The 26,006-nt window shown below is 37.8% G+C and carries 24 protein-coding genes and 8 tRNA genes; 3 read left to right on the top strand and 29 right to left on the bottom strand.

What is annotated here, in order from left to right; genetic code table 11:
* Nucleotides 1–156: 156 nt before the first annotated feature.
* The 20 genes from AMS59_RS01410 to acpS form a co-directional block, all read right to left on the bottom strand.
* A tRNA-Gly gene (locus AMS59_RS01410) sits at nucleotides 157–230 on the bottom strand.
* A 24-nt stretch (nucleotides 231–254) separates the two neighbouring features.
* Nucleotides 255–331 (bottom strand) — tRNA-Arg (locus AMS59_RS01405).
* A 26-nt stretch (nucleotides 332–357) separates the two neighbouring features.
* Nucleotides 358–443, bottom strand: a tRNA-Leu gene (locus AMS59_RS01400).
* A 67-nt stretch (nucleotides 444–510) separates the two neighbouring features.
* A tRNA-Lys gene (locus tag AMS59_RS01395) sits at nucleotides 511–583 on the bottom strand.
* Between the two features lie 15 nt (nucleotides 584–598).
* Nucleotides 599–673 (bottom strand) — tRNA-Gln (locus AMS59_RS01390).
* Nucleotides 674–678: 5 nt separating this feature from the next.
* Nucleotides 679–754: transfer RNA gene (locus AMS59_RS01385), tRNA-Asp, on the bottom strand.
* A gap of 36 nt (nucleotides 755–790) precedes the next feature.
* Nucleotides 791–862, bottom strand: a tRNA-Glu gene (locus AMS59_RS01380).
* Between the two features lies 1 nt (nucleotide 863).
* Nucleotides 864–940: transfer RNA gene (locus tag AMS59_RS01375), tRNA-Asn, on the bottom strand.
* Between the two features lie 90 nt (nucleotides 941–1,030).
* On the bottom strand, nucleotides 1,031–1,492 hold the full coding sequence (locus AMS59_RS01370; protein WP_053481972.1) for a SprT family protein: 462 nt from the start codon (nucleotides 1,490–1,492) through the stop codon (nucleotides 1,031–1,033).
* A 617-nt stretch (nucleotides 1,493–2,109) separates the two neighbouring features.
* Nucleotides 2,110–4,284, bottom strand: a complete 2,175-nt coding sequence (locus AMS59_RS01365) for a Tex family protein (protein ID WP_053481971.1) — start codon at nucleotides 4,282–4,284, stop codon at nucleotides 2,110–2,112.
* 180 nt (nucleotides 4,285–4,464) lie between these two features.
* The gene (gene sigB, locus AMS59_RS01360; RefSeq protein WP_053481970.1) at nucleotides 4,465–5,250 is read right to left on the bottom strand and encodes an RNA polymerase sigma factor SigB; all 786 of its coding nucleotides are present in this window, start codon (nucleotides 5,248–5,250) and stop codon (nucleotides 4,465–4,467) included.
* Nucleotides 5,228–5,698 carry an anti-sigma B factor RsbW gene (gene rsbW, locus AMS59_RS01355; RefSeq protein ID WP_053481969.1) on the bottom strand — a complete coding sequence of 157 codons (471 nt, stop codon included), beginning with the start codon at nucleotides 5,696–5,698 and terminating at the stop codon, nucleotides 5,228–5,230. Before rsbW ends, sigB begins: the two co-directional genes overlap by 23 nt.
* Nucleotides 5,685–6,029, bottom strand: a complete 345-nt coding sequence (locus AMS59_RS01350; RefSeq protein ID WP_053481968.1) for an STAS domain-containing protein — start codon at nucleotides 6,027–6,029, stop codon at nucleotides 5,685–5,687. Before AMS59_RS01350 ends, rsbW begins: the two co-directional genes overlap by 14 nt.
* 71 nt (nucleotides 6,030–6,100) lie before the next feature.
* Complete coding sequence (locus AMS59_RS01345; protein ID WP_082337343.1) at nucleotides 6,101–7,069, bottom strand: PP2C family protein-serine/threonine phosphatase; 969 nt, start codon at nucleotides 7,067–7,069, stop codon at nucleotides 6,101–6,103.
* Nucleotides 7,070–7,108: 39 nt separating this feature from the next.
* Nucleotides 7,109–7,510, bottom strand: coding sequence for an anti-sigma regulatory factor (locus AMS59_RS01340; RefSeq protein ID WP_053481967.1), 402 nt, complete (start codon nucleotides 7,508–7,510; stop codon nucleotides 7,109–7,111).
* A 662-nt stretch (nucleotides 7,511–8,172) separates the two neighbouring features.
* Entirely contained in the window at nucleotides 8,173–8,523 is a 351-nt protein-coding gene (locus AMS59_RS01335) for a type II toxin-antitoxin system PemK/MazF family toxin (protein ID WP_049663446.1), read from the bottom strand.
* Nucleotides 8,524–8,527: 4 nt separating this feature from the next.
* Nucleotides 8,528–8,791: a hypothetical protein gene (locus AMS59_RS01330; protein WP_053481992.1), complete on the bottom strand. Its 264-nt coding sequence runs from the start codon at nucleotides 8,789–8,791 to the stop codon at nucleotides 8,528–8,530.
* Nucleotides 8,792–9,111: 320 nt separating this feature from the next.
* Complete coding sequence (gene alr, locus AMS59_RS01325; RefSeq protein ID WP_053481966.1) at nucleotides 9,112–10,233, bottom strand: alanine racemase; 1,122 nt, start codon at nucleotides 10,231–10,233, stop codon at nucleotides 9,112–9,114.
* Nucleotides 10,234–10,452: 219 nt separating this feature from the next.
* Nucleotides 10,453–11,553, bottom strand: coding sequence for an outer membrane lipoprotein carrier protein LolA (locus AMS59_RS01320; RefSeq protein WP_053481965.1), 1,101 nt, complete (start codon nucleotides 11,551–11,553; stop codon nucleotides 10,453–10,455).
* A gap of 355 nt (nucleotides 11,554–11,908) precedes the next feature.
* Nucleotides 11,909–12,262, bottom strand: coding sequence for a holo-ACP synthase (gene acpS, locus AMS59_RS01315; protein ID WP_053481964.1), 354 nt, complete (start codon nucleotides 12,260–12,262; stop codon nucleotides 11,909–11,911).
* A gap of 64 nt (nucleotides 12,263–12,326) precedes the next feature.
* On the opposite strand from acpS, the gene AMS59_RS01310 reads away from it, so the two are divergent.
* A complete protein-coding gene (locus AMS59_RS01310; protein WP_053481963.1) occupies nucleotides 12,327–12,947 on the top strand; it encodes a rhomboid family intramembrane serine protease in 621 nt (206 codons plus the stop codon).
* A 96-nt stretch (nucleotides 12,948–13,043) separates the two neighbouring features.
* Here the strand turns inward: AMS59_RS01310 and AMS59_RS01305 are convergent, their stop codons facing one another.
* From AMS59_RS01305 to AMS59_RS01270, 8 genes are all read right to left on the bottom strand, one after another.
* Nucleotides 13,044–13,619 (bottom strand): GNAT family N-acetyltransferase, encoded by a 576-nt coding sequence (locus AMS59_RS01305; protein ID WP_053481962.1) that lies wholly within the window; start codon nucleotides 13,617–13,619, stop codon nucleotides 13,044–13,046.
* A 114-nt stretch (nucleotides 13,620–13,733) separates the two neighbouring features.
* Nucleotides 13,734–15,200: a PH domain-containing protein gene (locus tag AMS59_RS01300; protein ID WP_053481961.1), complete on the bottom strand. Its 1,467-nt coding sequence runs from the start codon at nucleotides 15,198–15,200 to the stop codon at nucleotides 13,734–13,736.
* Entirely contained in the window at nucleotides 15,193–15,672 is a 480-nt protein-coding gene (locus AMS59_RS01295; RefSeq protein ID WP_053481960.1) for a PH domain-containing protein, read from the bottom strand. Before AMS59_RS01295 ends, AMS59_RS01300 begins: the two co-directional genes overlap by 8 nt.
* A 122-nt stretch (nucleotides 15,673–15,794) precedes the next feature.
* On the bottom strand, nucleotides 15,795–17,315 hold the full coding sequence (locus tag AMS59_RS01290) for a DEAD/DEAH box helicase (RefSeq protein ID WP_053481959.1): 1,521 nt from the start codon (nucleotides 17,313–17,315) through the stop codon (nucleotides 15,795–15,797).
* Nucleotides 17,316–17,666: 351 nt separating this feature from the next.
* Complete coding sequence (locus AMS59_RS01285) at nucleotides 17,667–18,359, bottom strand: carboxylesterase (protein WP_053481958.1); 693 nt, start codon at nucleotides 18,357–18,359, stop codon at nucleotides 17,667–17,669.
* A 71-nt stretch (nucleotides 18,360–18,430) separates the two neighbouring features.
* Nucleotides 18,431–19,798, bottom strand: a complete 1,368-nt coding sequence (gene murF, locus AMS59_RS01280; RefSeq protein ID WP_053481957.1) for a UDP-N-acetylmuramoyl-tripeptide--D-alanyl-D-alanine ligase — start codon at nucleotides 19,796–19,798, stop codon at nucleotides 18,431–18,433.
* 11 nt (nucleotides 19,799–19,809) lie between these two features.
* Nucleotides 19,810–20,889 carry a D-alanine--D-alanine ligase gene (locus AMS59_RS01275; protein WP_053481956.1) on the bottom strand — a complete coding sequence of 360 codons (1,080 nt, stop codon included), beginning with the start codon at nucleotides 20,887–20,889 and terminating at the stop codon, nucleotides 19,810–19,812.
* A gap of 323 nt (nucleotides 20,890–21,212) precedes the next feature.
* Nucleotides 21,213–21,965 carry a hypothetical protein gene (locus AMS59_RS01270; protein WP_053481955.1) on the bottom strand — a complete coding sequence of 251 codons (753 nt, stop codon included), beginning with the start codon at nucleotides 21,963–21,965 and terminating at the stop codon, nucleotides 21,213–21,215.
* A 632-nt stretch (nucleotides 21,966–22,597) separates the two neighbouring features.
* Between AMS59_RS01270 and AMS59_RS01265 the strand changes: the two genes are divergently transcribed.
* Complete coding sequence (locus AMS59_RS01265) at nucleotides 22,598–23,785, top strand: FtsW/RodA/SpoVE family cell cycle protein (protein ID WP_053481954.1); 1,188 nt, start codon at nucleotides 22,598–22,600, stop codon at nucleotides 23,783–23,785.
* A 64-nt stretch (nucleotides 23,786–23,849) separates the two neighbouring features.
* On the opposite strand, the gene AMS59_RS25735 is transcribed toward AMS59_RS01265, so the two are convergent.
* A complete protein-coding gene (locus AMS59_RS25735) occupies nucleotides 23,850–23,987 on the bottom strand; it encodes an Lmo0850 family protein (protein WP_004232019.1) in 138 nt (45 codons plus the stop codon).
* A gap of 828 nt (nucleotides 23,988–24,815) precedes the next feature.
* On the opposite strand from AMS59_RS25735, the gene AMS59_RS01260 reads away from it, so the two are divergent.
* A complete protein-coding gene (locus AMS59_RS01260; RefSeq protein ID WP_053481953.1) occupies nucleotides 24,816–25,976 on the top strand; it encodes an MFS transporter in 1,161 nt (386 codons plus the stop codon).
* Nucleotides 25,977–26,006 lie beyond the last annotated feature (30 nt).

The raw sequence follows: 26,006 nt of genomic DNA, 5'->3' as shown, positions 1-26,006 counted from the left end.
GTTTCGTTCACTAACTCAAGGTTAGCTACTAAAAACTTTATTGATTACGTTTTGCTTGTTCAGTTTTCAAGGTTCATGTTGTTATCTTGTGGTGACAACTTTTAATATCATACGACAGAAAAAATTAAATGTCAACAAGTTTTTTAAAAAGTTTTTTGGAGCGGGTGATGAGAATCGAACTCACGACATCAGCTTGGAAGGCTGAGGTTTTACCATTAAACTACACCCGCGAAATAAATAATATTTATTTAAAATGGCGCGCCCGACAGGAGTCGAACCCATAACCTTCTGATCCGTAGTCAGACGCTCTATCCAATTGAGCTACGGGCGCACATTGTATATATTCATAAACCGACTTGGTGCGGCCGAGAGGACTTGAACCTCCACGGGGTTGCCCCCACTAGGCCCTCAACCTAGCGCGTCTGCCATTCCGCCACGACCGCATTCAATTAGGAACTTTCTTATTATACTATGATAATCTAGGAAGTCAACCTTTTTTCTTAAAAAAGATGAGCCATGAAGGACTCGAACCTTCGACCCTCTGATTAAAAGTCAGATGCTCTACCAACTGAGCTAATGGCTCATATTAAGAAATGAATGGCTGGGGTACTAGGATTCGAACCTAGGCATGACGGAATCAAAATCCGTTGCCTTACCGCTTGGCTATACCCCAATAAGTGGCGGTCCCGACCGGGATCGAACCGGCGATCTCCTGCGTGACAGGCAGGCATGTTAACCGCTACACCACGGGACCAATGATACTATATTTTTATGAATTAAACTAATGAAATGACCCCTACGGGATTCGAACCCGTGTTACCGCCGTGAAAGGGCGGTGTCTTAACCACTTGACCAAGGGGCCATGGCTCCGAAGGCAGGACTCGAACCTGCGACAACCTGATTAACAGTCAGGTGCTACTACCAACTGAGCTACTTCGGAATAATCCATATGTTTTGTCGTCGTTATCTTGTCGACTTTTACTATTATAGGGGCATCTTCAGTAAACGTCAACCTTTTTTATTATTTTTTTTATTCTACTAATCTCAAACGTCCTAAACACTTGCTGCAGCAGTATTTCTCCACATTCATTCTAATTTTCCTTACATATAATTGTTGGCATTTTACACATGTATATGTATAAAGTCGACGTCGCTTTTTTTGAGATGTCTTAGGGATTTGTAATAATGAGCAAAAACGAGGAGCATTCACTTTTACTAATAGCTCTCGAAAATCTTTGTCTCGATGCTGATACCCCTTGCCTTCCAAATGTAAATGATAATGACATAATTCGTGTCGAACGATCCCTTCAACTTCGTTAATACCATACAATTCATAAGCTTTTGGATTCACTTCAATATTGTGTGATTGTAAAAGATAACGCCCACCTGTCGAACGTAGCCTTGAATTAAAATATGCTTGATGCATAAATGGCTTCCGGAAACTTTCTAATGATATTTGACTAACAAGATTTTGTAGTTCCTCATTGTTCATAATCTATATCACCTCTAACAACAAGAATACCACACTGAGTAGTATGAACAGTGTGGCAGTAATTTATCCCGCTTTAACGGGCAGTAATTATCTGTACCAAAAGCAAAAAAGCTTCGTGGAAGATTAACTGCCCGTAAAAGCCCGATTGGTGAAGACTAATAATCAGAGGGGTGAAAAAAACCCCTCTGATTAAAGTTTCACTTTATCCCGCTTTAACGGGCAGTAATTATCTGTTCCAAAAGAAAAGAAGCTTCGTGGAAGATTAACTGCCCGTAAAAGCCCGATTGGTGAAGACTAATAATCAGTGGGATAAAAAAAACCACTGATTAAAGTTTCACTTTATCCCGCTTTAACGGGCAGTAATTATCTGTACCAAAAGAAAAGAAGCTTCGTGGGAGATTAACTGCCCGTTAAAGCCCGATTGGTGAAGGCTAATAATCAGTGGGGTGAAAAAAACCCCTCTGATTAAAGTTTCACTTTATCCCGCTTTAACGGGCAGTAATTATCTGTACCAAAAGAAAAGAAGCTTCGTGGAAGATTAACTGCCCGTAAAAGCCCGATTGGTGAAGACTAATAATCAGTGGGGTGAAAAAACCACTGATTAAAGTTTCACTATATCACGCTTCGATCGTTTGATCTTTGGGAGGTAGCATTGTTAATGAGATGCGCCCTTTATTGACATCTATTTGTTCTACCCAAACCGTCACAATGTCACCAAGAGCAACAACCTCTAATGGATGTTTAATACGTCTTTTTTGTAATTTAGAAATATGCACAAGCCCGTCCTGCTTTACTCCAATATCTACAAATGCTCCGAAATCAACTACGTTTCTCACTGTACCTTGCAATTCCATCCCAACTTGTAAATCTTCCATTTTTAATACATCTGTTTTTAGCAGAGGCTGAGGGAATGCATCACGTGGATCGCGACTTGGTTTCATTAATGTATCCACAATATCCTGGATTGTGACAACCCCAATATCTAAAATCTCACTTAAATTTTGTATCTCTAGTGATGCAATAGCTTCCTCTGCCTTCTGTGAACCAAGCTCTTTTTTATCAATTTGCGCTACCTCTAAAATTTGCTCTGCTACACTATAGCTTTCAGGGTGAATGCCCGTAGCGTCAAATGCATTTTTTGCTCCTGGAACACGTAAGAAACCAATTGCTTGTTCATACGTTTTGGCACCAAGTCGTGGGATTTTCTTTAGTTGAGCACGTGTTGTAAATTGTCCGCTTTCCTCACGCACCTTCACAATATTCTCCGCAACCGTCTTCGATAATCCAGAAACATATTGCAGTAGCGAAGATGAAGCTGTATTAACATCAACACCAACTTGGTTAACAGCTGTCTCTACTATAAATGTTAAAGACTCAGCCAATTTCTTTTGAGAAACATCATGCTGATACTGACCTACTCCAACTGCTTTTGGCTCAATTTTTACTAACTCCGACAACGGATCTTGCAAACGACGCGCAATAGAAACGGCACTACGCTGTTCTACCTGTAAATCAGGAAACTCTGTACGGGCAATTTCAGACGCTGAATAAACAGATGCCCCTGCTTCATTGACAATGACATAGGCTGTATCAGTTTCAAGCTCATTCAACACATCTGCAATAAATTGTTCTGTTTCACGTGAGGCAGTTCCATTACCAATAGCAATGATAGTAATTGGGTATTTTGCTAAAATCCCTTTCACAACTGTTTTTGATTTTGCTACATCTGGTTTCGGAGGATGTGGATAAATGGCTGTAACCTCTAGCATTTTCCCTGTTTCATCTACAACAGCTAATTTACAACCTGTACGGTACGCCGGATCAACACCCAATACATACTTCCCTTTCATCGGAGGCTGTAATAAAAGATTACGTAAATTCTCAGAGAAAATGTGGATAGCCTGCGTCTCTGCTTTTTCTGTAAGTTCATTTCGTAACTCTCGTTCAATAGAAGGCTGAATTAAACGCTTGTACGAATCCTCTATCGCTAGCTTCACTTCGGCAATTGCAGGAGAGGAACCTGTTGCAGGAATCCATTCCTTCCACATAATCATTAGTACTCGATCTATTGGTACATGAATTGCCACTTTTAAGATTTCCTCTTTCTCACCACGATTTACAGCTAAAATACGGTGTGGGACTATACGATTTACAGGCTCTTCATATTCATAATACATTTCGAAAACGTTTTTATCGTCTCCCTCTGCATTCTTTACACTTGTTACGAGCACTCCATCTTTCCATGAATACGTACGTATTTTTTCACGAATTGCCGCGTCATCAGCAAAGCGCTCTGCCAAAATATCTCGAGCCCCAGCTAATGCCTCCTCTACATTAGCAACTTTCTCCTCATCTATGAAAGCCGCTGCTAATTGTTCTAAAGCATCACTACGATACTCTAATAGAAGATCCGCAAGAGGTTCTAACCCTTTTTCTTTCGCTATTGTAGCCTTTGTTCGGCGTTTTTGTTTATAAGGTCGATATAAATCCTCTACACGCTGTAACACAGTTGCTGCTTGAATAGCTTGTTCTAATTCAGGTGTTAGTTTATCTTGTTCCTGAATTAATCGTATAACCTCTTCTTTTCGTTGTTCAAGCTGCTGTATGTAGTGATAACGATCCTCTACAGCTTTAATCTGTACCTCATCAAGGGACCCAGTAGCTTCTTTACGATAGCGTGCAATGAATGGCACGGTGTTTCCTTCTTCTAATAATTTAATAACAGCCTCTGCTTGACCTGGCTTAATAGCTACATCCTTTGCAATGAGCTGTAACATTTGCTTTTGTTCCACATCATCACTACCTTTTTCTTTTCATTTTACCATTACACTTTACTAAAAATGCAAAAAAATAGTCTACTCTGAAAGAAGAGTAAACTATTTGATTAAATTAAGAGGAGGCTGTTTTCACATACTTCCAGTTGGGGCTTATGCTTTGCTTGTACTTAGGACAGCCCCCTCGCTCTAAAAATTTCAGAGCGAAACACCTTCACTTACTAAGATAGATTCCTGTAATTTTTTTATTGCCTTCCTCTGTATTCTTGATACATGCATTTGAGAAATCCCTAATCGTTCCCCAACCTCTTTTTGAGTGAGTTGCTCTAAATATGTAAGCTGAATTATTTGTCTTTCTCTCTCATCTAAGATGCTCATAGCGTCAGAGACAATCATTCTTTTATTGGTCTTTTCAAAGCCGTCATCTTCTTTACCCATAATATCAAATAACGTTACTGCGCTACCGTCAGAATCTGACTCTATTGAATGATCCATAGAAAGAGCATGGTAACTACGGCTCATCTCCATAGCCTCTAAAACTTCTTCTTCTTCCACTTCTAATTGATCTGCGATTTCCATAATAGATGGAGAACGCTGCAGCTCAATTGTCAACGCTTCCACTGTTGTTTTAATGCGCGGTCCTAATTCTTTTATCCGTCTTGGTACATGAACATCCCACGTTTTATCACGTAAAAAGCGTTTTATTTCTCCAACAATCGTTGGTACAGCAAATGCTTCAAAGCTACGACCAACATCAGGGTTAAAACGTCTTATTGCACCTAGCAATCCGAGCATACCTACTTGAGTAATATCCTCATAATGAGACTTACCATTCGAATATTTACTTGCAATGGACTCAACTAAATATCGATAATGCTTCACTAAATTTGTTTGTGCTTCATCATCCTCTGTTGATTGGTACAATGCAATCCACCTTAGTATATCTTCCTTGGACGAAGTTTTATGTGGTGATTCTTTCGACATTTTTTTCCACCCGCTCTCTAGCGACATACTTTGTCATAAAAACAGTTACGCCACCATCGTTATTTATCATCACCTCATCCATCAAAGTTTCCATTAAATAAAGCCCTAAACCACCTTCACGTAGACCCGCTATACCCTCTTCATGATGATATGGACCAATTTTCGACTTTATTTCCTCAAAATTAAAACTATTGCCGTAATCTGCAATCATCATTTCTATTTTATTTTCATACAAAGCGCAACCAATGACGATTTCTCCTTCTTCTTCGTCCTTATACGCATGATGTACAACATTCGTTACCGCTTCACTTGCTGCAATTTTTATATCTTCAATATCATCATAATTAAACCCAACCCGACTAGCTAAGCCAGAAACCGTCAATCGAATCACACTGACAAATTGCGGTTTTGCAGGAACCCTTATCTCAATATAATCAAATTCCTTCATTTTCGTAATCCACCTTTTTATCAGTTTCAATATTCATTAAATCGCTTAAACCAGTAATTTCAAACAATCTTTGTAATCTATTCGACAAACCTACAAGTTTAACCTTACCATTTTCACGTAACGTTCTTTTATAAAAGGCTACAAAAATACCTAATCCTGTACTATCCATATAATTAACTTTTGATAAATTAAGCACTATTTCTAATCCTTCAGTAATTTTCACTGCCTCTAATTCCTCCCTAAGACCTGAAGCAGTAAAAGTATCTATTTCGCCCTCAATAAATCCATATAGTTTATTATCAAGTTCTTTAAAGTGTATCGCCATGTCCATACAGCACACCTCCACCATATTTGTTAGATATTTTTCTATTCCCGTAATGACAAAAATTTAAACCGAAACAACTATTTTTTTATAATTGTAACTGTAAAATCATCTGATAGTTTAAAATCCTGTAATTTTTCAATTTGCTTATAAAGAAGATTACATAATTGTTGAGCTGCTAAGTATTTATTTTCCAATATCAATGATGTAATGATCTCTCGTGAATTCAATTCATCATGCGATCTGAATTCTGTAACACCATCCGTCATTATTATTACGATATCGTTTTCTTCCAAAGCAATTTCATTATACGAATATTTCGTTTCTGGTAACACCCCTAGTAACAATCCTGTCGATTCCAAAGGGAAAAATTCATCATGCTTAGCACTATAATGGAGAGCTGGCTCGTGACCTGCAGAAGCATAAGAAAAAATACTTTTTCGTATATCCAAGCAACCGTAAAACATAGAAACAAACATACTGTCGTCTACACTCTTCTCAATTACTCGATTGATGACCTCTAATACATATGAAGGATCTTTATATGCATATTCTAGCGTTTCAAGGCCATATTTCACCATAGACATACATAATGCAGCTGGCACACCTTTACCTACTACATCTGTCACAGCTACACTCAAATAATCCTCTCGATTATATAAAAAATGTACATAATCTCCATTCATCTTCCGGATTGGGATAGATATCATTCCGATATCAATACTTGAAAGCTGTGGTACGTCTGTTTTAAGTAATGTTTCCTGAATATTTGTAGCAATTTTCAATTCCATTTCATACTCAGCTTGTTTTTGTAATAAACTTTGGTGCTCCCTATGAGCCATTCCATAATGCACCATAACTTCGATAAGAAAATCATATGCAAGCTGTTCTTCACTCATTCTACGTGGAAATAGTTCCTCAACTGCGTTTTTATGAATACTTACAACATCTTCTGGAGCTATATTCTTTTGAATTAACTGGCGAGTGAAATTTTGAGCAATATACAAATTCTTTTCAGTTTGATCGGCCATATAATCTGACAAAATCATTTTATATTGAGATTCTAATCGTTCCAACAATTTCACATCCTAACGCAGCCATTTTTCAGCTCTTATCGTTGTTCCTTCTCCAATAACCGAATGAATAACCATCCTGTCCATCAATCGATTAACACCTGGTAAACCTGCACCAAGCCCTCCTGAAGTGGAGTAGCCATCCTCCATCACTTTCCGAATATCTTCTATTCCTGGGCCTTGGTCAGTTGCAGTAACAATTATTTTCTTCTCAGTGTCTGTCTCAACTTTTTCAATTTCAATGACACCTATCCTTGCATATAAATATATATTTCGCGCTAGTTCACTTATAGCTGTGGTGATTCGAGCCTGACCAACAGTGTCAAATCCAAGTGCCTTTGCTTCGTTACGCCCCAGTTGTCTTGCTGCTACTATGTCCCACTCAGTAATAATTTCAACCGAAGACTTTATTGTCACTGCTGTTCCCCCAATTCCTTTCGGAGTTATACTCTTACACTTTTTTTCGACCTGCTTAACTAAATACTTTAAATAATTTAATAATCATATCAATTTTATCTTAGCGTAATTTTAGTTGACGCTAAGCTTTTGCACAGACAAACCCCTGTTGTTGAATGAGGATAAAATGTATATCTTCTTAAACCTCTCGATATTTTTTCAAAAATCTATTCTACATGTAGATTTTGAGTATATCTTAAATCTATTAATACCATTTTTGAATAGTGATTTCAATTTATGGTAATGGAGTTTTTGAGAATACAATATCAATTTCGCCTTGGCGTAATTGTTGCTGTCGCTACGTTACACTACGCTTTCGCACAGATAAACAATGCGTCTGGATTTTGAATTGTGCCCAGGCCTGCAGGATGCAGGTCAGTTAGCCGTTTTCGCAGGATGCGAAGGCTTTAGGCTAACATCCTTATATTCATTCCTATGAAAATCCGTGACATCCGCCGGAGACTTTGGGCCAAAATGATGTTGATCAGTCAGTCGTTGCCACAGGACGTGGCGTACTTAGACTGAGTTCCTCTATTTCAGTAGATTTCCAAACACCTACTGAATGAAGATAAAAAAGCATCGAGATGAAAATTCATCTCGATGCCTCTATACACATATGTATATCAAAATTTAACAAGCCCTAAACTAATCATCAATGCACCATCAACTTTCTCCATCAAAGCATGGTCAAGTTGCGTAATACGATCTGTCAATCTTGACTTATCAATCGTCCGCACCTGCTCGAGCAGAATAACCGAGTCACGTTCGAAACCATACTTTTCAGCATTAATTTCAACGTGCGTCGGTAATTTTGCTTTTTGAATCTGTGCGGTAATAGCTGCGATGATGACAGTTGGACTAAATCGATTGCCAATATCATTTTGAATAATCAGCACCGGCCTAGTTCCCCCTTGCTCGGACCCAACTACCGGCGATAAATCTGCAAAAAAAACGTCACCACGTTTTACATTCAAAGTGTCATCCCCCGCTAACGAGACGCTCCACCGTATGTTGTGCTTCATATTCTGCATGCAAGCATTCACTTGCAATACTCAGATTAATATGAGACATTTCAACATATCCTTTCATCATAGCTTCCCGTATTTGATTTGGTTGCTCCTGCATTAAAACTTTGCGCGACAAAATACGCGCAATAGATTCACTTTCAATTACTTCCTTTGTTTGTAGAAATAGTCTGTCTTGTACAGCAATTGTAGCTTCTCTTAACCTTTTCTCGTACACAGCAAGCACCTCCAACGGAACCATCCACTTTTCATTACTCCCCATTCTACCATTGAAAGATATTGTTGAAAAGACACGAAATGACAAAATATCTGACAATTTAAAGTCCAAGTTGTAAAAATATGTAGGTTGTCGAAGGTATATGCCGATTCATTCACCTTGTAATATGTCACAAATTATGAATGACTCAGCTTCTCGGTAATCTAACTGTTATTCACTAAGTTGTAGTATAGTATTCATTTTGTCCAAAAATGTTGCAACTATGTTAAGATCGCCTATACAAAATTCTTAAAGTAACATCTTCTAGGTTGAGTCTAAAGTCAAATGTATAATCTAGGAACTCTCGCTGTAATAATGCATGGTACTTCGTAATTAATGGTATCAAGCTTTGCTGCCCATTCATTCATTGAAATAACATTCTGTCCTTGTTGACCAATGAGTGTTACTTTCTCACCTATAGCATATGCTTTTGGCAAGGCAACCATACATTGGTCCATACAAATTCGTCCAACAATCGGCATTCTTTGTCCATCAATAAGTACTTCTTGTCCAGCTAATTTGCGAATTACTCCATCAGCATAACCTACTGGTACCGTTCCTATCCACATATCCGAAGAGGCCACAAAAGTAGCTCCATAGCCTATTGAATCACCTGCTTGTAACTGTTTCACATGAACAAGCTCACTCTCAAGCGAAAACGCTGGCTGTAACGGAAATGGTAAAATACCTTCTACATAAGAAGATGGTGATAATCCATACATCGAAATACCATATCTAACGGCATCAAATTGTAAATGCGCATCTTTTACTAAAGACGTAGCCGTGTTTGATGCATGAACAAGTCTAGGTTTTTCAGGCAATGCAGTTACACATCTCTCAAAAAGTTGTACCTGTCTATCGAAGTATGATGTATCCTCTTCATCCGCAGTCGCAAAATGTGTAAATATCCCATCAAGCTCCACATTTACTGTATTCTGTATAGTTTGATATAGATCCAATAATTCTTGTTCTGAACGAACGCCAATTCTGCCCATTCCGCTATCTACTTTTATATGTAGTCGTAAAGGATTTGTTTCATTAGCTATAAACGGAGCTGCTTGCTGTACCCACTCACTTGCAAATGCTGTAAGAATTATGCGCTGTTGTGCAGCATATGGTACAAACGAAACTGGAGAGGCACCCAATATTAGTATGTCTGGCTCTTCAAAATGTGCTCGTATATGTAATGCTTCATCTGGCGTTGCTACGGCAAGCATTGTTGCCCCTGCCTCAAGTGCTGCTTTTGCAACAGCTACATCTCCATGACCGTATGCATTTGCCTTTACGACAGCAATAATTTGAACATTAGGTCGAAGTAGCTTTTTCAAATTATTTACGTTTTGTTGAATTGCTTGTAAGTCTACAATTGCTTTGGTTGGTCTAAAATATTGCTGTGTCTTCATTAGAATACCCTCTTTATTTTTTATTAAAACATTATGTATCGATTAAATTGCTTTTTCTTTACTGTTTTTACATAAGTTGTTCTATTTCAGACTAATTTTCTACATAACATTTATCATATATGACTTAACACTTTCTAAACAGTGTTAATTTTCATCAAAACTGCACTATTTTACTTAACAAGCTACAGCTTTCCGTATAGAAAGCTGTAGCTAGAAAAATTATTTCATACTACCTTTCGTCATTGAAGTGGCAACTTCCACCATTTCTTCACGAGTCAATTTACTAGAAGCTACAAAGAATTCGACGCCATCCTTTTCCCAGCTAATAGATGTATCGGTAATAGCACCAATCGTAAAGCCTAAATCTACTGGATCGCCAGGTGACGATACTGGCAACATTGCACTCTCTTTCGTAACTGGTTGTTGCATGACCGTAAATGGCTTATCACCGTCGAATGTTAAGATGACACGGTCCACTCCACCCTCATGCATGACTTTCTCTTCCACCATCTTCGTATTTTCCAATTTCACAACAGGGTAGTGTGTTTGAAACTCTTTATTTTCGGCTTCCGCACTTACTGCTTTTTTCCCTTCGTTTCCATTCGGGTTATTATTGCTCTCCTTACCGTCTTTGTTACCTTTGTTATCTTTTTCTGGTGGTGTAGCTTGTTCACCTTTTGTTTCATCGGATTCTGTAAATTGCTCAACCGCATACTCTTTAGCCGCGTGTTGAACACCTAATTTTATATTTTTAAATGTGATACGAATTTGCTCTTCTTTTACATCATTCATAATTACTACGGAAGTTGGAAGCATTGTTTTCTTATCAACTGTTATAACTTGATGTGGCATACTATTTTTATAGCTATTTCTAGTAGCCGCTTCAAATATATATGCTTTGTCCTCTTCTTTCATGACTAAATTTTTATCTTGAGCTAAATCTTCTGCTAGTGCGCCTATTAAATAAGCTTGACTATTTTTCTTTGGCCAATCACTTTGGAATTTATACATTTTGTTTAATGTAGGTGTAACAACAAAAACTCCATCTGCATTTCGCACTATCATTTGTGAAACATCTTTCCCACTTTCTACTACTTCTACTCGATAGAAATCAGGTTTCGTATGCCAAACTGTTACATCATATTTTTTCGGATCTCCACCTGATTTAATCTCCATCGTAGCATTCAATTCATAACCATTTGCCTCTGCCCATTTCCCATTAACTTTCTTCAACACTTTTTCCTGTGAGTCTGTACCACATGCCGATAGAAGTAATATCGTACAAAGTAAGACGAGCCATTTAACTATACGGTTGCCCACGCTTTCACCCTTTCCTTCTTTCAAATCCACTACGACAATATATGAACCGTATTTGTCAGTTATGTCATTTGAACAAGGGCAATATATTTATCCTCACTCAGAAATTTATTTACTTTTTGAATAATGATAAACACCGCTTTCGCCATATAAAACATTAAAAAGGCTCATCACCAAAAGTAACGTATCACATTTATATAAGTTGATCTTTGTTTCGACTGGGCGACTCCTTGGGGGAAGCTCTGCTCTGTGCGAAAGCGAAGCGTCAGCAACATTGTTTTATCTGTGCGAAAGCGAAGCGACAGCAACAAAGCGCCCAGTCGGAACCGAAATCAGCCACACGTTATGGTGATGAGTTCTATTGTAATAATATTATTTGTGCCGCTGCGTATTGCTTAGAATGTGTTATACTTACAAATCCATTTACAAGCTCCCCTTTGAAATATAAAACAGGATTACCAGCTTCCCCTCTTAAAATTTCAACATCATGAAGCTTACATTCTTCACCAATACCTGTTCCTAATGCCTTTGAAAATGCTTCTTTTGCAGCAAATCGTCCGGCCAAAAATTCTATTCTACGAGTTTCTGAATGTGCATCAAACAAAATTCTTTCCCTTTCAGATAAAATGCGGTCTTTAAATTTATTTGTTCTGCTCATTGCTTTAGTAATACGGTCAATTTCTACAATGTCGAGACCAATTCCTTTAATCATTTGAACTTCTCCTTTTCCTATTTCTAAAAAGCCATGTATAATGATTGTAAATTGAGGTGGAGTTATGTTTAGTAGAACAGAAAATTTTAAGCAATATACAAAGTATTATCCGATTGTTTCAACATTAATAGCAGTTAATTTATTTATTTATGTACTAGCTATTTTACCTGGAGTAGGAGAAAATGTGTTGAATTACGGAGTTCAAGCGAACTTCCTTATACAAGCTGGTGAATGGTGGCGTGTTTTTACTGCAATGTTTTTACATGCTAACTTTTTGCACGTTTTCTTTAATATGTTTTCTCTGTATTTATTCGGTCCAGAGCTTGAAAAAATTGCCGGTAAAGCACGTTTTATTACAATTTATTTAGTGTCTGGTATTGCAGGTAACGTGGCAACCTATCTACTTTATGATAGTAGCTATGCAAGCCTTGGTGCAAGTGGGGCTATTTTCGGAATATTCGGAGCTTTTGGGGCACTTGTCTACTATACACGTCGTACAATGCCAATGCTTCGTAAACTTATTTTGCCAATTATTGTTATCAGTGTTATTATGACTTTCCTACAGCCGAATGTAAATGTCTATGCTCACTTAGGCGGTTTAGTAGTAGGATTCCTTCTTGGACTCGTCTACTTACATCCAAAAAGAATTTTAAGCTGGCGTAAACAAAAGATGGCGGGTAAGTAATAGGTACAAAGAGGAGCAATCATCCGTGATAAGCTATCATCGCGGATTGCTCCTCTTTTTTTATACTAGAGTGATAGGCAATTCGTCAATTTTATTTCAAATTACGACCGTATCCTCTTTCACTGCCTTTATTTTTTTCCATTCAACTGCTGTTAAGCCATAGACAACTTGGTCTACATGATGATCATAAAGCCACTCCGCATCTCTTAAACGTCCCTCTTCATTAAAACCTAACACTTTTGGGATTGTCCGGCTTCGAATATTTCCTACCGCTACTCGCACTTCAATACGATTTAACTTTAGATAGCTAAACGCATAATCAATAAATGCTTTCATAGAATTTGTGACTAACCCTTTACCAACAAATTCGTTTCCTAACCAATATCCGATACTTGTCCATTTATGCTGCCAATTCACTTGATGATAGCCAATCACTCCCGCAAGCTTCCCCTCATAATATATCCCCGCTTGTAGGCCATTATTATCTGCGTATTGTCGCATCGCATCTCTTACAAATCGCTCTGTATCCTCTACTGTTTTCACATCATCCACAAAAGGTAACCACTCTCGCAACGTATTTCTCGAACGATCCGTCAACGCGAATAATTCATCTACGTCACTTAAATCCAACAATTTTAAATACGTGTTCTTATTAATATCATACTTAAACAAAATTACCACCCCTTTTGTTTGATTTATTCTATTATAAACAGTATATTTGCATATTTATAGATAAAAAAAGGATATTACTTCTATTAATCACAAGGAATATCCAGGTTTTCACATTCAATGTTCATACCAAGATAATATTGTTTCGGCATCTCGCTGCTCTAAGCTTCGTATATTCCCTGTCATACCCGTCATGCCTGACATTACCGTCGCTTTTACAGTCATAACATTCTTTCTTTTTTGGAAATACGTTTGAGTAGTCTCAATAGACTGTATGCGTTTTTTCTCCATAATAAATGTAATACGACTGAACACACGATATTGCATAGTTAGTTGCTTTCCATCGATCATATAACCAGCCGATTTATATTGCCAAATACCAATTACTATTGTTAATGGAATTAATAATAACGAAAACAGCCCATACGGATAGAAGAAATAACTGCATGCACCAATTATAGGTATGAGCCAAACAAAATCAATTCGGTAAAAAGATGTACGAGCTCGTTTTGGTGAATAGATAAATTCTGACGTCCAATTTATATCTGGAAAAAGTTGCTCTAGCGTTTCCAAACAATCTTGCTTCTGAATAAGTGGGAACAAAGTAATTTTTTTATCATTCCCCTCGCCACCATTTCCTCCAGCACTCTCAACAACAACTGTTGCAAAGCCAAATAATTGACGCACTGGATTCTCTACAATACGAATCGCCTGAATTCTATTTAACGGTAAAGTAATTCGTTTTTTCTCAATTAGCCCTTTTGTAATAATAAGCTTTTCATCTTCAATTCGGACTGTATATTCATAATAATTGATCAGTGTAATAACAAATGACACAAACCATGCCACAATTAGGCTGAATATCACTGCTAGTGCAACTAAAAACGCGCCAAATTTCGCAAAGTCAGCTAACTCGTGAAAGATTTCCTCGTATGGGATTATATCTGAAAGCTGAGAGATAATTGCCGCTACCCCGGACAGAACGACCCCAATTCCACCTGAAGTTATGGCCAATATAAGTAAATCACGTATCGACATATGATAAATCGTCGGAGCTGATACTTCCTCTATTAGCGACTGTTCATCATTCATCTGTTCATTTACTTGGCTTTTTGCACGACGCATTTCCAGCTCTATGGCATCTGCCGCTACCTTATGTATAGCCGTTAACTCTACCTCAGGCTTTCTATCCTTACTTCCTGCAGTTTCAACCTGAACTTTTACTAAGCCAAATAGTCGATGGAAAATACCCTCATTGTAATTTAAGCTTTGAATACGTTCAAATGGGATATAACGCTTCTTTTTAACGAACAAGCCGTACTTTACACGCAATTCTCCATCTTCAAACCAATATACAAAGGTACGCCATTTAACAATGCCACTCACAAGTGTAAGTATGGCCCCTACTCCCCATATGCCGAATAAGAAAATCATACGCCAAAAATTATCACTATGGAAATTTAAGGAGAAGTGAAATCCATTAGTTGCAATAATAATAATTAACGGGAAAATCATACTCTTTAATGCTTTTGCACTTGTAATAATAGCCGATATCGGGTGTAAACGATTAATCTCCTTAGACATCATCTTCCGCCACCCTTGCTAATTCCGAAATACGTGCACGAAGCCCATCAGCCTCGTCCATTACAAGTGCAGGAATTGTATGTACAGTTGCAGCTGTAGATATTGAAATATTACCTAAACCATATTTTTTTAATATAGGCCCTTGTGTCGTATCAACATGCTGCACGCGCACCATTGGAATAAGTGTACGTTTAACAACGAATAAACCATGTTGCACCTCAATCTCATTGTCACGCACCTCATAGCGCCAGCGTTCCCATCTTACCTTTGGAAATAGATAAGCAGATAGGATGGCACTAAGTGTAACTACAGCAACTGCAATGAAATAAATATATGATGGCCATTCATAATAATAAGTGCCGTAGCAGACTAAAATCGCTACAATCAAAAGGAATATCGTTTGCAATACACCATATAAACGCCACACCGTTAGCCCTTTCCTGGAAATTTTGTGAATTGGTTCTGTTCTCAAAGTCGTCCCCTCTCTTTCTTTAACTACGTATACGTAATCAGTTCTTTTTTTGTTTCAATTATACACAAAAAAACCTTACAGCACTTTGACTGTAAGGTTTAATCATTTTGATGAAGATAAAGTTAGTCTTCGTGACGACGTGGTGCGCGTGAACGACCTTGTCCACCTTCACGGCGACCTCCGTCACGGCGTCCGCCTTCTCGACGATTTCCACTTCCTCCACGACGATCTCCGCCACGTCCGCCTTCTCGACGTCCGTTAAAGCTACGGTTACCGCCACGTCCACGATCTCCACCACGACTGTTAGAACGCTCACGACGCATTGGTAATGGTCGTTCTTCAGTAATTGTTACTGGCGAGTCATCTGGCTCTTTTGTTAATGAACGAAGTGCAGCAGCTACAACATCGATTGCATCATGATTTTCAAGTAATTCTGTCGCAAGTGTACGATAATCACCTAAATCGTTGTTCGCAATAATACCTTCTAGTGTCTCCACAGATAGACGTTGTTGACCCACTAAAGCTTCGTCCGATGTTGGTGGTCGAAGTGGTGTCATACGTTTTTTCGTAGTTTCTTCTACAATACGTAAGTAACCCATTTCACGAGGTGTTACAAATGTTACTGCAAGACCTGATTTACCTGCACGGCCTGTACGACCAATACGGTGAACATAAGACTCAGGATCTTGAGGAATATCGAAATTGTAAACATGTGTTACACCAGAAATATCAAGCCCACGAGCAGCTACATCTGTTGCCACAAGAATATCAATTTTATTTTCTTTAAATTGACGTAATACGGAAATACGTTTTGCTTGGCTTAAATCACCATGAATTCCTTCTGCTAGGTAACCACGGATTGATAACGCTTGTGCTAGCTCATCTACGCGACGTTTTGTACGTCCGAAGATAATCGCAAGTTCTGGTTGGTGAACGTTTAATAAACGAGATAAAATGTCGAATTTTTCACGCTCAGCAGATTTCACAAAATATTGATCGATGTTATCAACTGTTAATTCTTTAGCCTTAATTTTTACGATTTCTGGATCACGCATAAATGTCTCAGCAATTTTACGGATTGCTGGTGGCATTGTTGCTGAGAACAATAATGTTTGACGTTCAGAAGGCACATTTTCTAAGATTGAATTAATATCATCGATAAAGCCCATGTTTAACATTTCATCAGCTTCATCAAGTACCAATGTTTGAACATCTTCCAATTTTAAAGTACGACGATTAATATGGTCAATTATACGACCAGGTGTACCTACGATAATTTGAGGTTTATTTTTCAGTGCACGGATTTGACGGCCGATTTCTTGACCACCGTAAACTGATAACAATTTTACACGTTTATCATAACCAATTTTATATAGCTCTTCTGAAACTTGAATCGCTAATTCACGAGTTGGTGCAATTACTAATGCTTGGATATTAGGGTTTTTTGGGTCAATTTTTTCGATAAGTGGAATCCCGAAAGCGGCAGTTTTACCTGTACCTGTTTGCGCTTGACCTAATACGTCACGGCCTTCAATTGCAAAACGAATAGTACCTTCTTGGATTGGTGTTGCTTCTTCAAATCCCATACGCTTTACTGAGCGTAATGTAGATTCGCTAATATTTAATTCTGAAAAATTTGTCAAACTTCTCAATCTCCTTTTTTTGCTTTTAAGTTGACAAATGGTTACATTTTCAGATGAAGTTGTCGGCAAATTCGAGCCTGTGTTTTGGAACGTTTCCGTTACTTAAAATTTTTCTCTATATGATGGTCACATAGAGCTCTCTTATATGAAAAGGAAAGCCCGGTCTTTACCGAGCGGTTTGATTCTGTCGTAATTATTCACTTTAGAATAAAACCGTTGTGTTCAAAAAAAAGTACTCTTCAATCAAATATGAAGAGTCTTCGCACAAAATGTATCCATTGCTTACACTAGTCTAACATGGGATTAACACGTATGCAACGATAACGCATGAGTCGTAATAATCTGACTACTTTACGCACTCATTAAAAACGACAAAACGTAAGAAAACCATTCAGAACAATCTTCATCATAACATATATGATGCTTCCCTTTATCAGAAAAATACAAAGTTTTATCGTTTGAGGTTATTTGATCATATAAAAATTGAGCCGTGTGATATGGTACTATTCCATCTAATTTCCCTTGTACAATATATACCGGAATTTTAATATCTTTATAATACGGCTCCACCATTCGAACAAGCTTCATGAATTCTATCGTTGACGATAGTGGCACATGATTAAACTTATGCCGGTATCGTAAATACAATTCATTACTAGACAGATTACGGTGATACGCCTCAGTGGCAAGCATTTTAAAATCTTTGACTAGTTGCTTCGGACTCACATACTTGGCAGCTGCGCTTAGTAATACAAGCTTTTTCACTTTATAACGCTTAGCTAAATAGAGCGCTATAATGCCACCCATTGAAAACCCAACTACTATTACTTCATCTACTTTTTTAGCAAGAGCGCGAAAAGCGAGTTCAGCATCCATTAACCAATGCTTAGCGGTGAAACCTCGCATTTGTAATTCATCCCCATGCCCTGACAAAGTAGGTTCTGCAATTAGCCAATTTGTATGCGTACGTAAATAGGTAGTAAAAGGTTCTACTTCATAAGGTCCGCCTGAAAATCCATGTATACATAACACACCTACTGACATTATTTTCACCTCTAAATGTGTAACTCATTTAAAAAGAATCGGCGAATGTCCCACCGATTCCTTGTTTCATTTTATGACGTAAATGCACGTAAGATTGTTTCTAATTTCATACCACGAGAGCCTTTTAGTAAAACGATAGACTCCTCGTTAGCTTGCTGTAGTTTTTCGATAATTGGCGTGTAATCATCCTCAACATATAGCAAATGTTCGTCATCAAAACGCTCTTTTAAGACTTCATTCAAATAAGCCATTCGTGGGCCAAATAAACATACATAAGAGATTTCTTCTGCATGAATATCCTTCGACAAATCTTCATGGAAATGCTTTTCATTTGGTCCAAGTTCAAGCATATCACCTAACACAAGCCATTTTTCTGGACGAATCGTCGTCGATGCTACAAATTGAATAGCCGCCTTTACAGAGGTTGGTGCAGCGTTGTATGCATCATTAATAAACAATGCACCATTTGATCCATTCACTTGTTGCATGCGCATATCCGTTAGAGCTACTTGTTTTAAGGATGCACGAATTTGGTCATCGTTTAAACCTAGCTTTTGAGAAATTAACATGGCGACTAATGTATTTTTCACTTGATGCTTCCCGAGAACGGAAATAAAGAAGTCTCCTTCAATCACACCATGTGTAGAGAAGCTACTACCATCGGCCGTTGCTTCAATATTGTCTGCATACAATAGATGACCATGCTCTAAGCCAAATGCCACCGCATTTAACTGCTGCTCTTTCGCAACTAGCTCTTGAAGCAGCGGTTCATCTCCATCATAAAATAGCACTCCATCTGGTTGCATCCCTTGAATTATTTCAAATTTGGCTTTAGCGATTCCCGCACGTGAGCCTAAATCTTGCATATGAGCCTCACCAATGTTTGTAATCACTGTCATATGCGGACGAGCAAGTTTCGTTAAAAATTCAATTTCACCAAAACCACTCATACCCATTTCAAGTACAGCAACATCAGTATCTTCATCTAGCTGTAAAACCGTAATAGGTAAACCTAGTTCATTATTAAAATTCCCAATGGTCTTTTGTACTTTAAAAAACGGTGATAGCGTTCCTGCTAAAATATCTTTCGTCGATGTTTTACCGTTTGATCCAGTAATACCAATAAATTTCGCCTTATGCTCACTGCGATAGGCACGTGCCATTTGCTGCAGTGCCAATTCCGGATTATCTACAAAGAGTAATGGTACACCTTGTGGTGGATTTGGTTCATCTTTCTGCCAAAGAGAAGCACCTGCTCCTTTTTCAAATGCCTGCAGAACAAATTTATGTCCATTGGCCGTCTCACCACGAAATGGTACAAACAGGTCCCCTTGTTGAATTGTACGTGTATCAATGGAAATTCCTGATACGACCGTATCACCAAAAGCTGGCACATCATCATTTAACCATGTAGCTAACTGCTTTAATGTTTTTTTCACAATAATCCCACTCAGTCTTTTTTATAGTGAAGCTGTTGTTTTTCTTCAAAACGCTCAATCGCTAGAGTTATCAGACGATCAATAAGCTCTGGATAGCTTACATTTGTATGTTGCCAAAGTAGTGGATACATACTTACAGGTGTAAAACCTGGCATTGTATTCACTTCGTTAATATAAATGCAGTTATCGGCCGTCACAAAAAAGTCCGCACGAACTAAACCGCTTCCATCAATAGCTTTGAACGCACGTTTAGCTAGCTCCTGTAAATTAGATACTGTATCTTCAGGAAGCTCTGCTGGAATAATAAGGACTGTTGAGCCATCTTTATATTTTGAGTCATAATCATAAAATTCAGTTACTGGTTTAATTTCACCCGGTACAGAAACTTCCGGGAAGTCATTTCCTAGCACAGCTAGTTCAATTTCACGAGCGACAATACCTTGCTCAACTACAATTTTACGATCATACTGTAAAGCTATTTCGATAGCCTTCACTAATTCATCACGATTTGTTGCCTTGCTAATTCCGACACTTGATCCCAAGTTTGCAGGTTTTACAAACATCGGCCAATCCAACTTATCTTCACAACGAGCAAGGATTGCCTCCTGTTCACTAGCCCACTCGCCACGAATGAAGTACGTATACGGCACTTGTGGTAAGCCTGCAATTTCAAATAATTGCTTCATGATTACTTTATCCATGCCAGTTGCTGATGCTAACACACCATTTCCTACATACGGCAAATTTAGAACCTCAAGTAAACCTTGAACAGTTCCATCTTCACCATTAGTACCGTGAAGCAATGGGAAAATTACATCTAATTGTACAGATTTACCATCTTTATCAATTAAAAAATCTGTAATATTATTTTCTAAAATTGTGGCATCATTACCAAATTGTAATTCTTCAATTGTACTTGCAGGTTTTTCTAGACGCTCACCACGGCGCCATTCCCCTTCAAGCGTGATGAAAATCGGATATACTTCATACTCCTCGAAATTCAAAGCTCCAGTGACTGCACGTGCTGTCGACAATGACACCTCATGCTCTGCTGACTTTCCACCGTATAATAAACCGATTCTTTTTTTCATTTTTGTGCCCTCCACATACTTCTTGAGTACTATTAGTTTATCACGAAACGTCTTGACAAATGACATCAATTTCGCCTTGGCGTAATTGCGTCCAGATGAAGATAAAAATCTCACCGTGATGTTGACGGTGAGATTTAGAGTATATTCATTCTACTTACAAATGAATGACATCCGCCGGAGGCTTTAGGCCAACATGATGTTGGTCACTCAGTCGTTGCCACAGGATGTGGCGTTCTTAGACTGAGTTCCTCTATTTCAGCGGGTGTTTGGATACCTGTAGCTGACGTTGCACTTTCGCTACAAAGAACATTCGCTGAAAGAAGTTAAACAATATAAATCAATTCATCGTGCTCATTTTTCAAAATTGTATTTAAATCATCCCATACCTCATCAGGGAAGGAATATTCTGACAGATTGCGAACTTCTATACCGTAAGCTACTTTAGGTTTTTCAATTCGATACAATGATAACAGTGCTCCGTCTTTAGTAAAAGAGCGATAGGCACGCAAAAATTCAGGTGAAATAGAAGGAATACTCGATTTCACTTTCCGTCGCCAAAAACTAGTGCTACGTTCCTTTTCACGAATCATACTGTTCAAAACATTCGCAATGAGTAAATCAGAATCACTTAAATGGCGAAAATAAATTTTTGTCATTTTCTCTAAGTCTGAAGAATAGTAGACAAATCGATTTTGCAATTTATTAAAAAATGGCGAAGTAATCGGTTCCTTTTTATGACTTATGTAAAGCAATTCTCCTTGTTCCATCGGTGTTAGTTGGTCTAGCCTCTTCTCATCCATAAAGTCTATCCAACACAATTCTTTGGATTCAGTAGCTTTCTTTACAAACTGAGGTACTTCCTCTTCTGGTATATAATCAAACTGTGTATGCATATTAAAGGAACCATCTTCATAGGAATGTTTCAATAACAGTAAGTGATGCAGTGGTTCAAGTGCAGCCACAAATTGCGAGAATTTAAGCCCGCTAAAAATAACAAATTTATCGACATCATTCATATGAACATAAATATGATACATAAAATCTTCTGCTGACTTCAATTTTTTAGCCACAACCATCACCCCATTCTTCACTACATTATAAAACTAAACATGCATTTTTTGAAACATTTTATGCTAATAATCGTCATAACAATATTCACAGGCGTAAAAGTATTTTTTACGGTATAATATGAATGTTAAAGATGCTATTGTATACATGTTTTTAACCACTCTGAATGAACAAATTTTTAAAAATATTATTCTATTCATTTTTTACAAATATCTGCGAGGATTCTAAGTCAAAAGTAAGCATCGAGCCTCCTCGTTAACACACTTACTTCGGCATCAATATTTACCTCTTGACCTAAGGTGAATACTCCTTATCAATTATGCCTTAGCATAATTGCGTCCGGAATCGGCTTTGTGCTTAGGCCTGCGTGATGCAGGTCAGTTAGCCGTTATCGCATGGATGCGATGATTTTAGGCTAACATCCTTTATTAGCGCCTTCTGATTCCGTGACATCCGCCGGAGGCTTTAACTTCTTTCGAGGGTGTTTGAAAGTAGCTTAACTCCGCATTCATCTCACCACCGAAAAAAGTGGGGGACTTTTGTTGAAAGAAGTTAAATATATTGGGTAGAATATTGAAATGGAATTAATTTGAATCAAATTTACTCATGAAGAGATACTATATTAATTTAGGTGGCTTGTATGGAAAATAAACGAAATTTCGCGAATCGTTTTGACTGGACGCTCGCTTTTATACTTTTAACCTTCCTAGTCATAAGTTTGTTAGCCATTGCGTCGGCGCAAACATCAGGTCAGTATGGCATTAACTATGTTCCTTTACAATTGCGATGGTACATCATTTGCGCAGTAATTATTGGAGTAGTTATGTTTTTTGAACCTGACCAATATAAAAAAATGTCTTGGTATATGTACGGTGCAGGAATCGCCTTATTAGTACTGCTTATCTTCATGCCAGAAGGAACAGGACAAATCGGTGAAAAAATTAATGGTGCAAAGAGCTGGTATCATACACCTCTAGGAAATATTCAACCCTCTGAGTTTATGAAAACCTTTTACATTCTAGCACTCGCTCGACTTATTAGTAAGCACAACGAAGTTTATTCTTTTAGATCAGTAAAAACAGACTTCATATTGCTAGGTAAAATCGCTGCTACACTGCTACTACCTTTAGCTCTTATTATGAAGCAGCCTGACCTTGGTTCAGCGTTAGTATTCTTTGCCATTACAGCTGCTGTTGTCATCGTAGCAGGTATATCGTGGAAAATTATTTTACCAACTTTTATAGGTGGCGCTGTAGTAGGTGGTGCTCTTTTATGGATGGCAATCTTTATGCAGGGTTTTTTAGAGAAAACATTCGGCTTTAAACCATATCAGTTTGCTCGAATCTATTCTTGGTTAGATCCATATTCATATTCTTCTAGTGATGGGTACCATTTAATTACTTCCTTAAATGCCATTGGTTCAGGTGAAATTTTCGGTAAAGGCTTCCGCGGTCGTGAAGTTTACGTTGCCGAAAATCATACCGATTTTATTTTTACAGTTATTGGAGAAGAATGGGGTTTTATTGGTGCTAGTATCGTTATTTGTATTTTCTTTTTATTAATCTATCATTTAACAAAAACTACACTATTATTGAAAGATCCATTCTCAACATATGTATGTGCTGGTATTATTGCAATGATTACATTCCACGTACTTGAAAATATCGGTATGACTATTCAGCTTTTACCTATTACCGGTATTCCCCTACCGTTTATCAGTTATGGGGGAAGTTCATTGATGGGGAACTCGCTAGCCCTCGGTCTTGTTTTCAGTATGCGTTTCCACTATCGTACGTACATGTTTACTACTCACGATGATGATGATTAATGATGGATATAAAAAATGGGTAGTCTCAATTTCAGAGACTACCCATTTTCATTTGTAAAACGAGTTAAGCTTGAACTTGCGGAGTTTGCGTTGGTGGTGTGAGCACTTTTAAAAGTTCAAGTCGAGACTTTGTTACAGTGGCTGTTACACCCAACTTAGATAAATTCGAAACAATCTTTTTCAAATCTACTTCTTTTGTCATACATTCCACCTCAATCTTTCCTCGAATTTATATAACGTTTTATTTCCAAAAAAGTTTCATTTTTGCAAGTGTATGATGTCTGACGAGTTTATCACTTTCTATCATATCATTTAACTTTGCTTTAAAATTTTTCATTTTTGTTACAATGTAAATTTTTCCTGCACTTAACTATTTACCAGCTCGTAATCAAAACGTGGGGTTGATTTCCGTTCCGACTGAAGGCATCCGATGAGTCGCTTGGGCCAACAGTTGTTTATTGCGCGAAAGCGGAGCGACAGCAACAAATGTTTTCTGTGCGAAAGCGGAGCGACAGCAACACGATGTTGGTCACAAAGGCGTTATCACAGGACGTGATTGCTAATTCCCAAGGAGCCGCCCAGTCTCCACTCCAATCAACTTTAACGTGTTAATAAATGTCATTCCTATAAACCATTTACCACTAAATAGTAAAAATTAAACTTAAAAATATAAAATAGCGATATACCCTCTAGTAGTATACCCCAGAGATAATTTAATACACTATGCGACAATCGATACAAAAATTAAAAATGGAATGCGTCCATTTAGTTACTTTAAAAATCGTCATTCATTTTAAGTATCAATATAATCCCATTGTTAACTGTCTGCAGGCTTTTTATACATTGTTTTAATCAGCCTCCACTCAAATCAACTTTTATACATGACATGTGCTTTAACAAATGTCATCCCCTACTTTTGGCAATAAGTCATGAAGCACTTAAATTGTTTTATCTTCCGTTTTCTTGTAATAACAATAACAAGAGAGGTAGAATATACATACTAAAATACTGTAAGAAAGTAGGGTTCTGTATGAAAAAGGCAATTTTGTTATTGATGTCCGTTCAATTCCTCGTCTACCTTGGATTTGGAATTATTATACCTGTCTTACCCGAGGTTGTAGTTCAGCAAAATTGGGATAATATACACGTAGGTGGCTTACTTACAGTGTACTCGCTTGCAAGTTTTTTCACTGCACCACTTTGGGGTATGCTATCTGATAAGGTAGGGCGTAAGCAACTTATATTAATGGGCCTAGTTGGTTTTAGCTTAAGCTTTGTTATTTTCTCATTATTTATTGATAATTTAGCAATGTTGTACATCTCACGTGTTGTGGGCGGATTATTCTCGGGCGCACTATATACAGCTGTAACAGGCTTTGTAGGAGATATGTCGAGTGAGGAAGATCGCAATAAATATATGGGTCTCATGGGCATGTCCATCGGGCTCGGTTTTATTTTCGGTCCAGCAATTGGTGGTATGCTCGGACATTATAGCCTGCAAATGCCATTTATCGCTTCCGCAACACTAATTGCTCTATTATTTATTTATGCAAGTTTTGTTTTAAAAGAACCTACAAAACGAAAAGATACAAATAAACGTGCAATTGTGCCAAAGGGTGCTACTAAAATGTTGCAGTACCGTGTGCGTTATTTATTTATATTCTCATTTTTAGTGACTTTTATGCTGGCAGGAGTAGAGGCTACGTTCCAGCTGTTCCAAATTGATCGAATTCAAATTACACCATTACAAATTGGTTATTTGTTTATGTTTAGCGGCTTTGTAGATGCAGCTATTCAAGGCGGTGTTGTTAGACGTATTAAAAATGGAAGCGAGACAACTTGGTTAATAAGTGCACAAATTGTCACTGCTATGGGTATGCTTTTATTCACTTTAACAGCCAACTTATTTATGGCAGGTTTTGCCCTTTGTGTTTTTACAGCAGGAAATGCACTAGCAAGAACATGCGTCGTATCTCTTTCAACTAAAGAATCTGGTGGTCAATATGGGACTGCAGCGGGTCTTTCCTATTCAATGGATAACCTAGGACGCATTTTAGGTCCACTATTCTTCACTTGGCTATTTACATTACAATCTAGTTTAGGCTATTATACTTCAGCAGCAATAGCCATCGTTTCAATAAGTTTAATATTTATTTTTAAAGCATCAAATAAATCTTTACGCTTTGAATAATTTGTTGATAAAAAGCCGTAACTTAATAGG

It is taken from the genome of Lysinibacillus sp. FJAT-14745, assembly GCF_001275675.1.
Taxonomy (GTDB): Bacteria; Bacillota; Bacilli; order Bacillales_A; family Planococcaceae; genus Lysinibacillus.
Note: the sequence above shows the minus strand (reverse complement) of the source record. Positions and strands in the feature narration are given on the sequence as shown.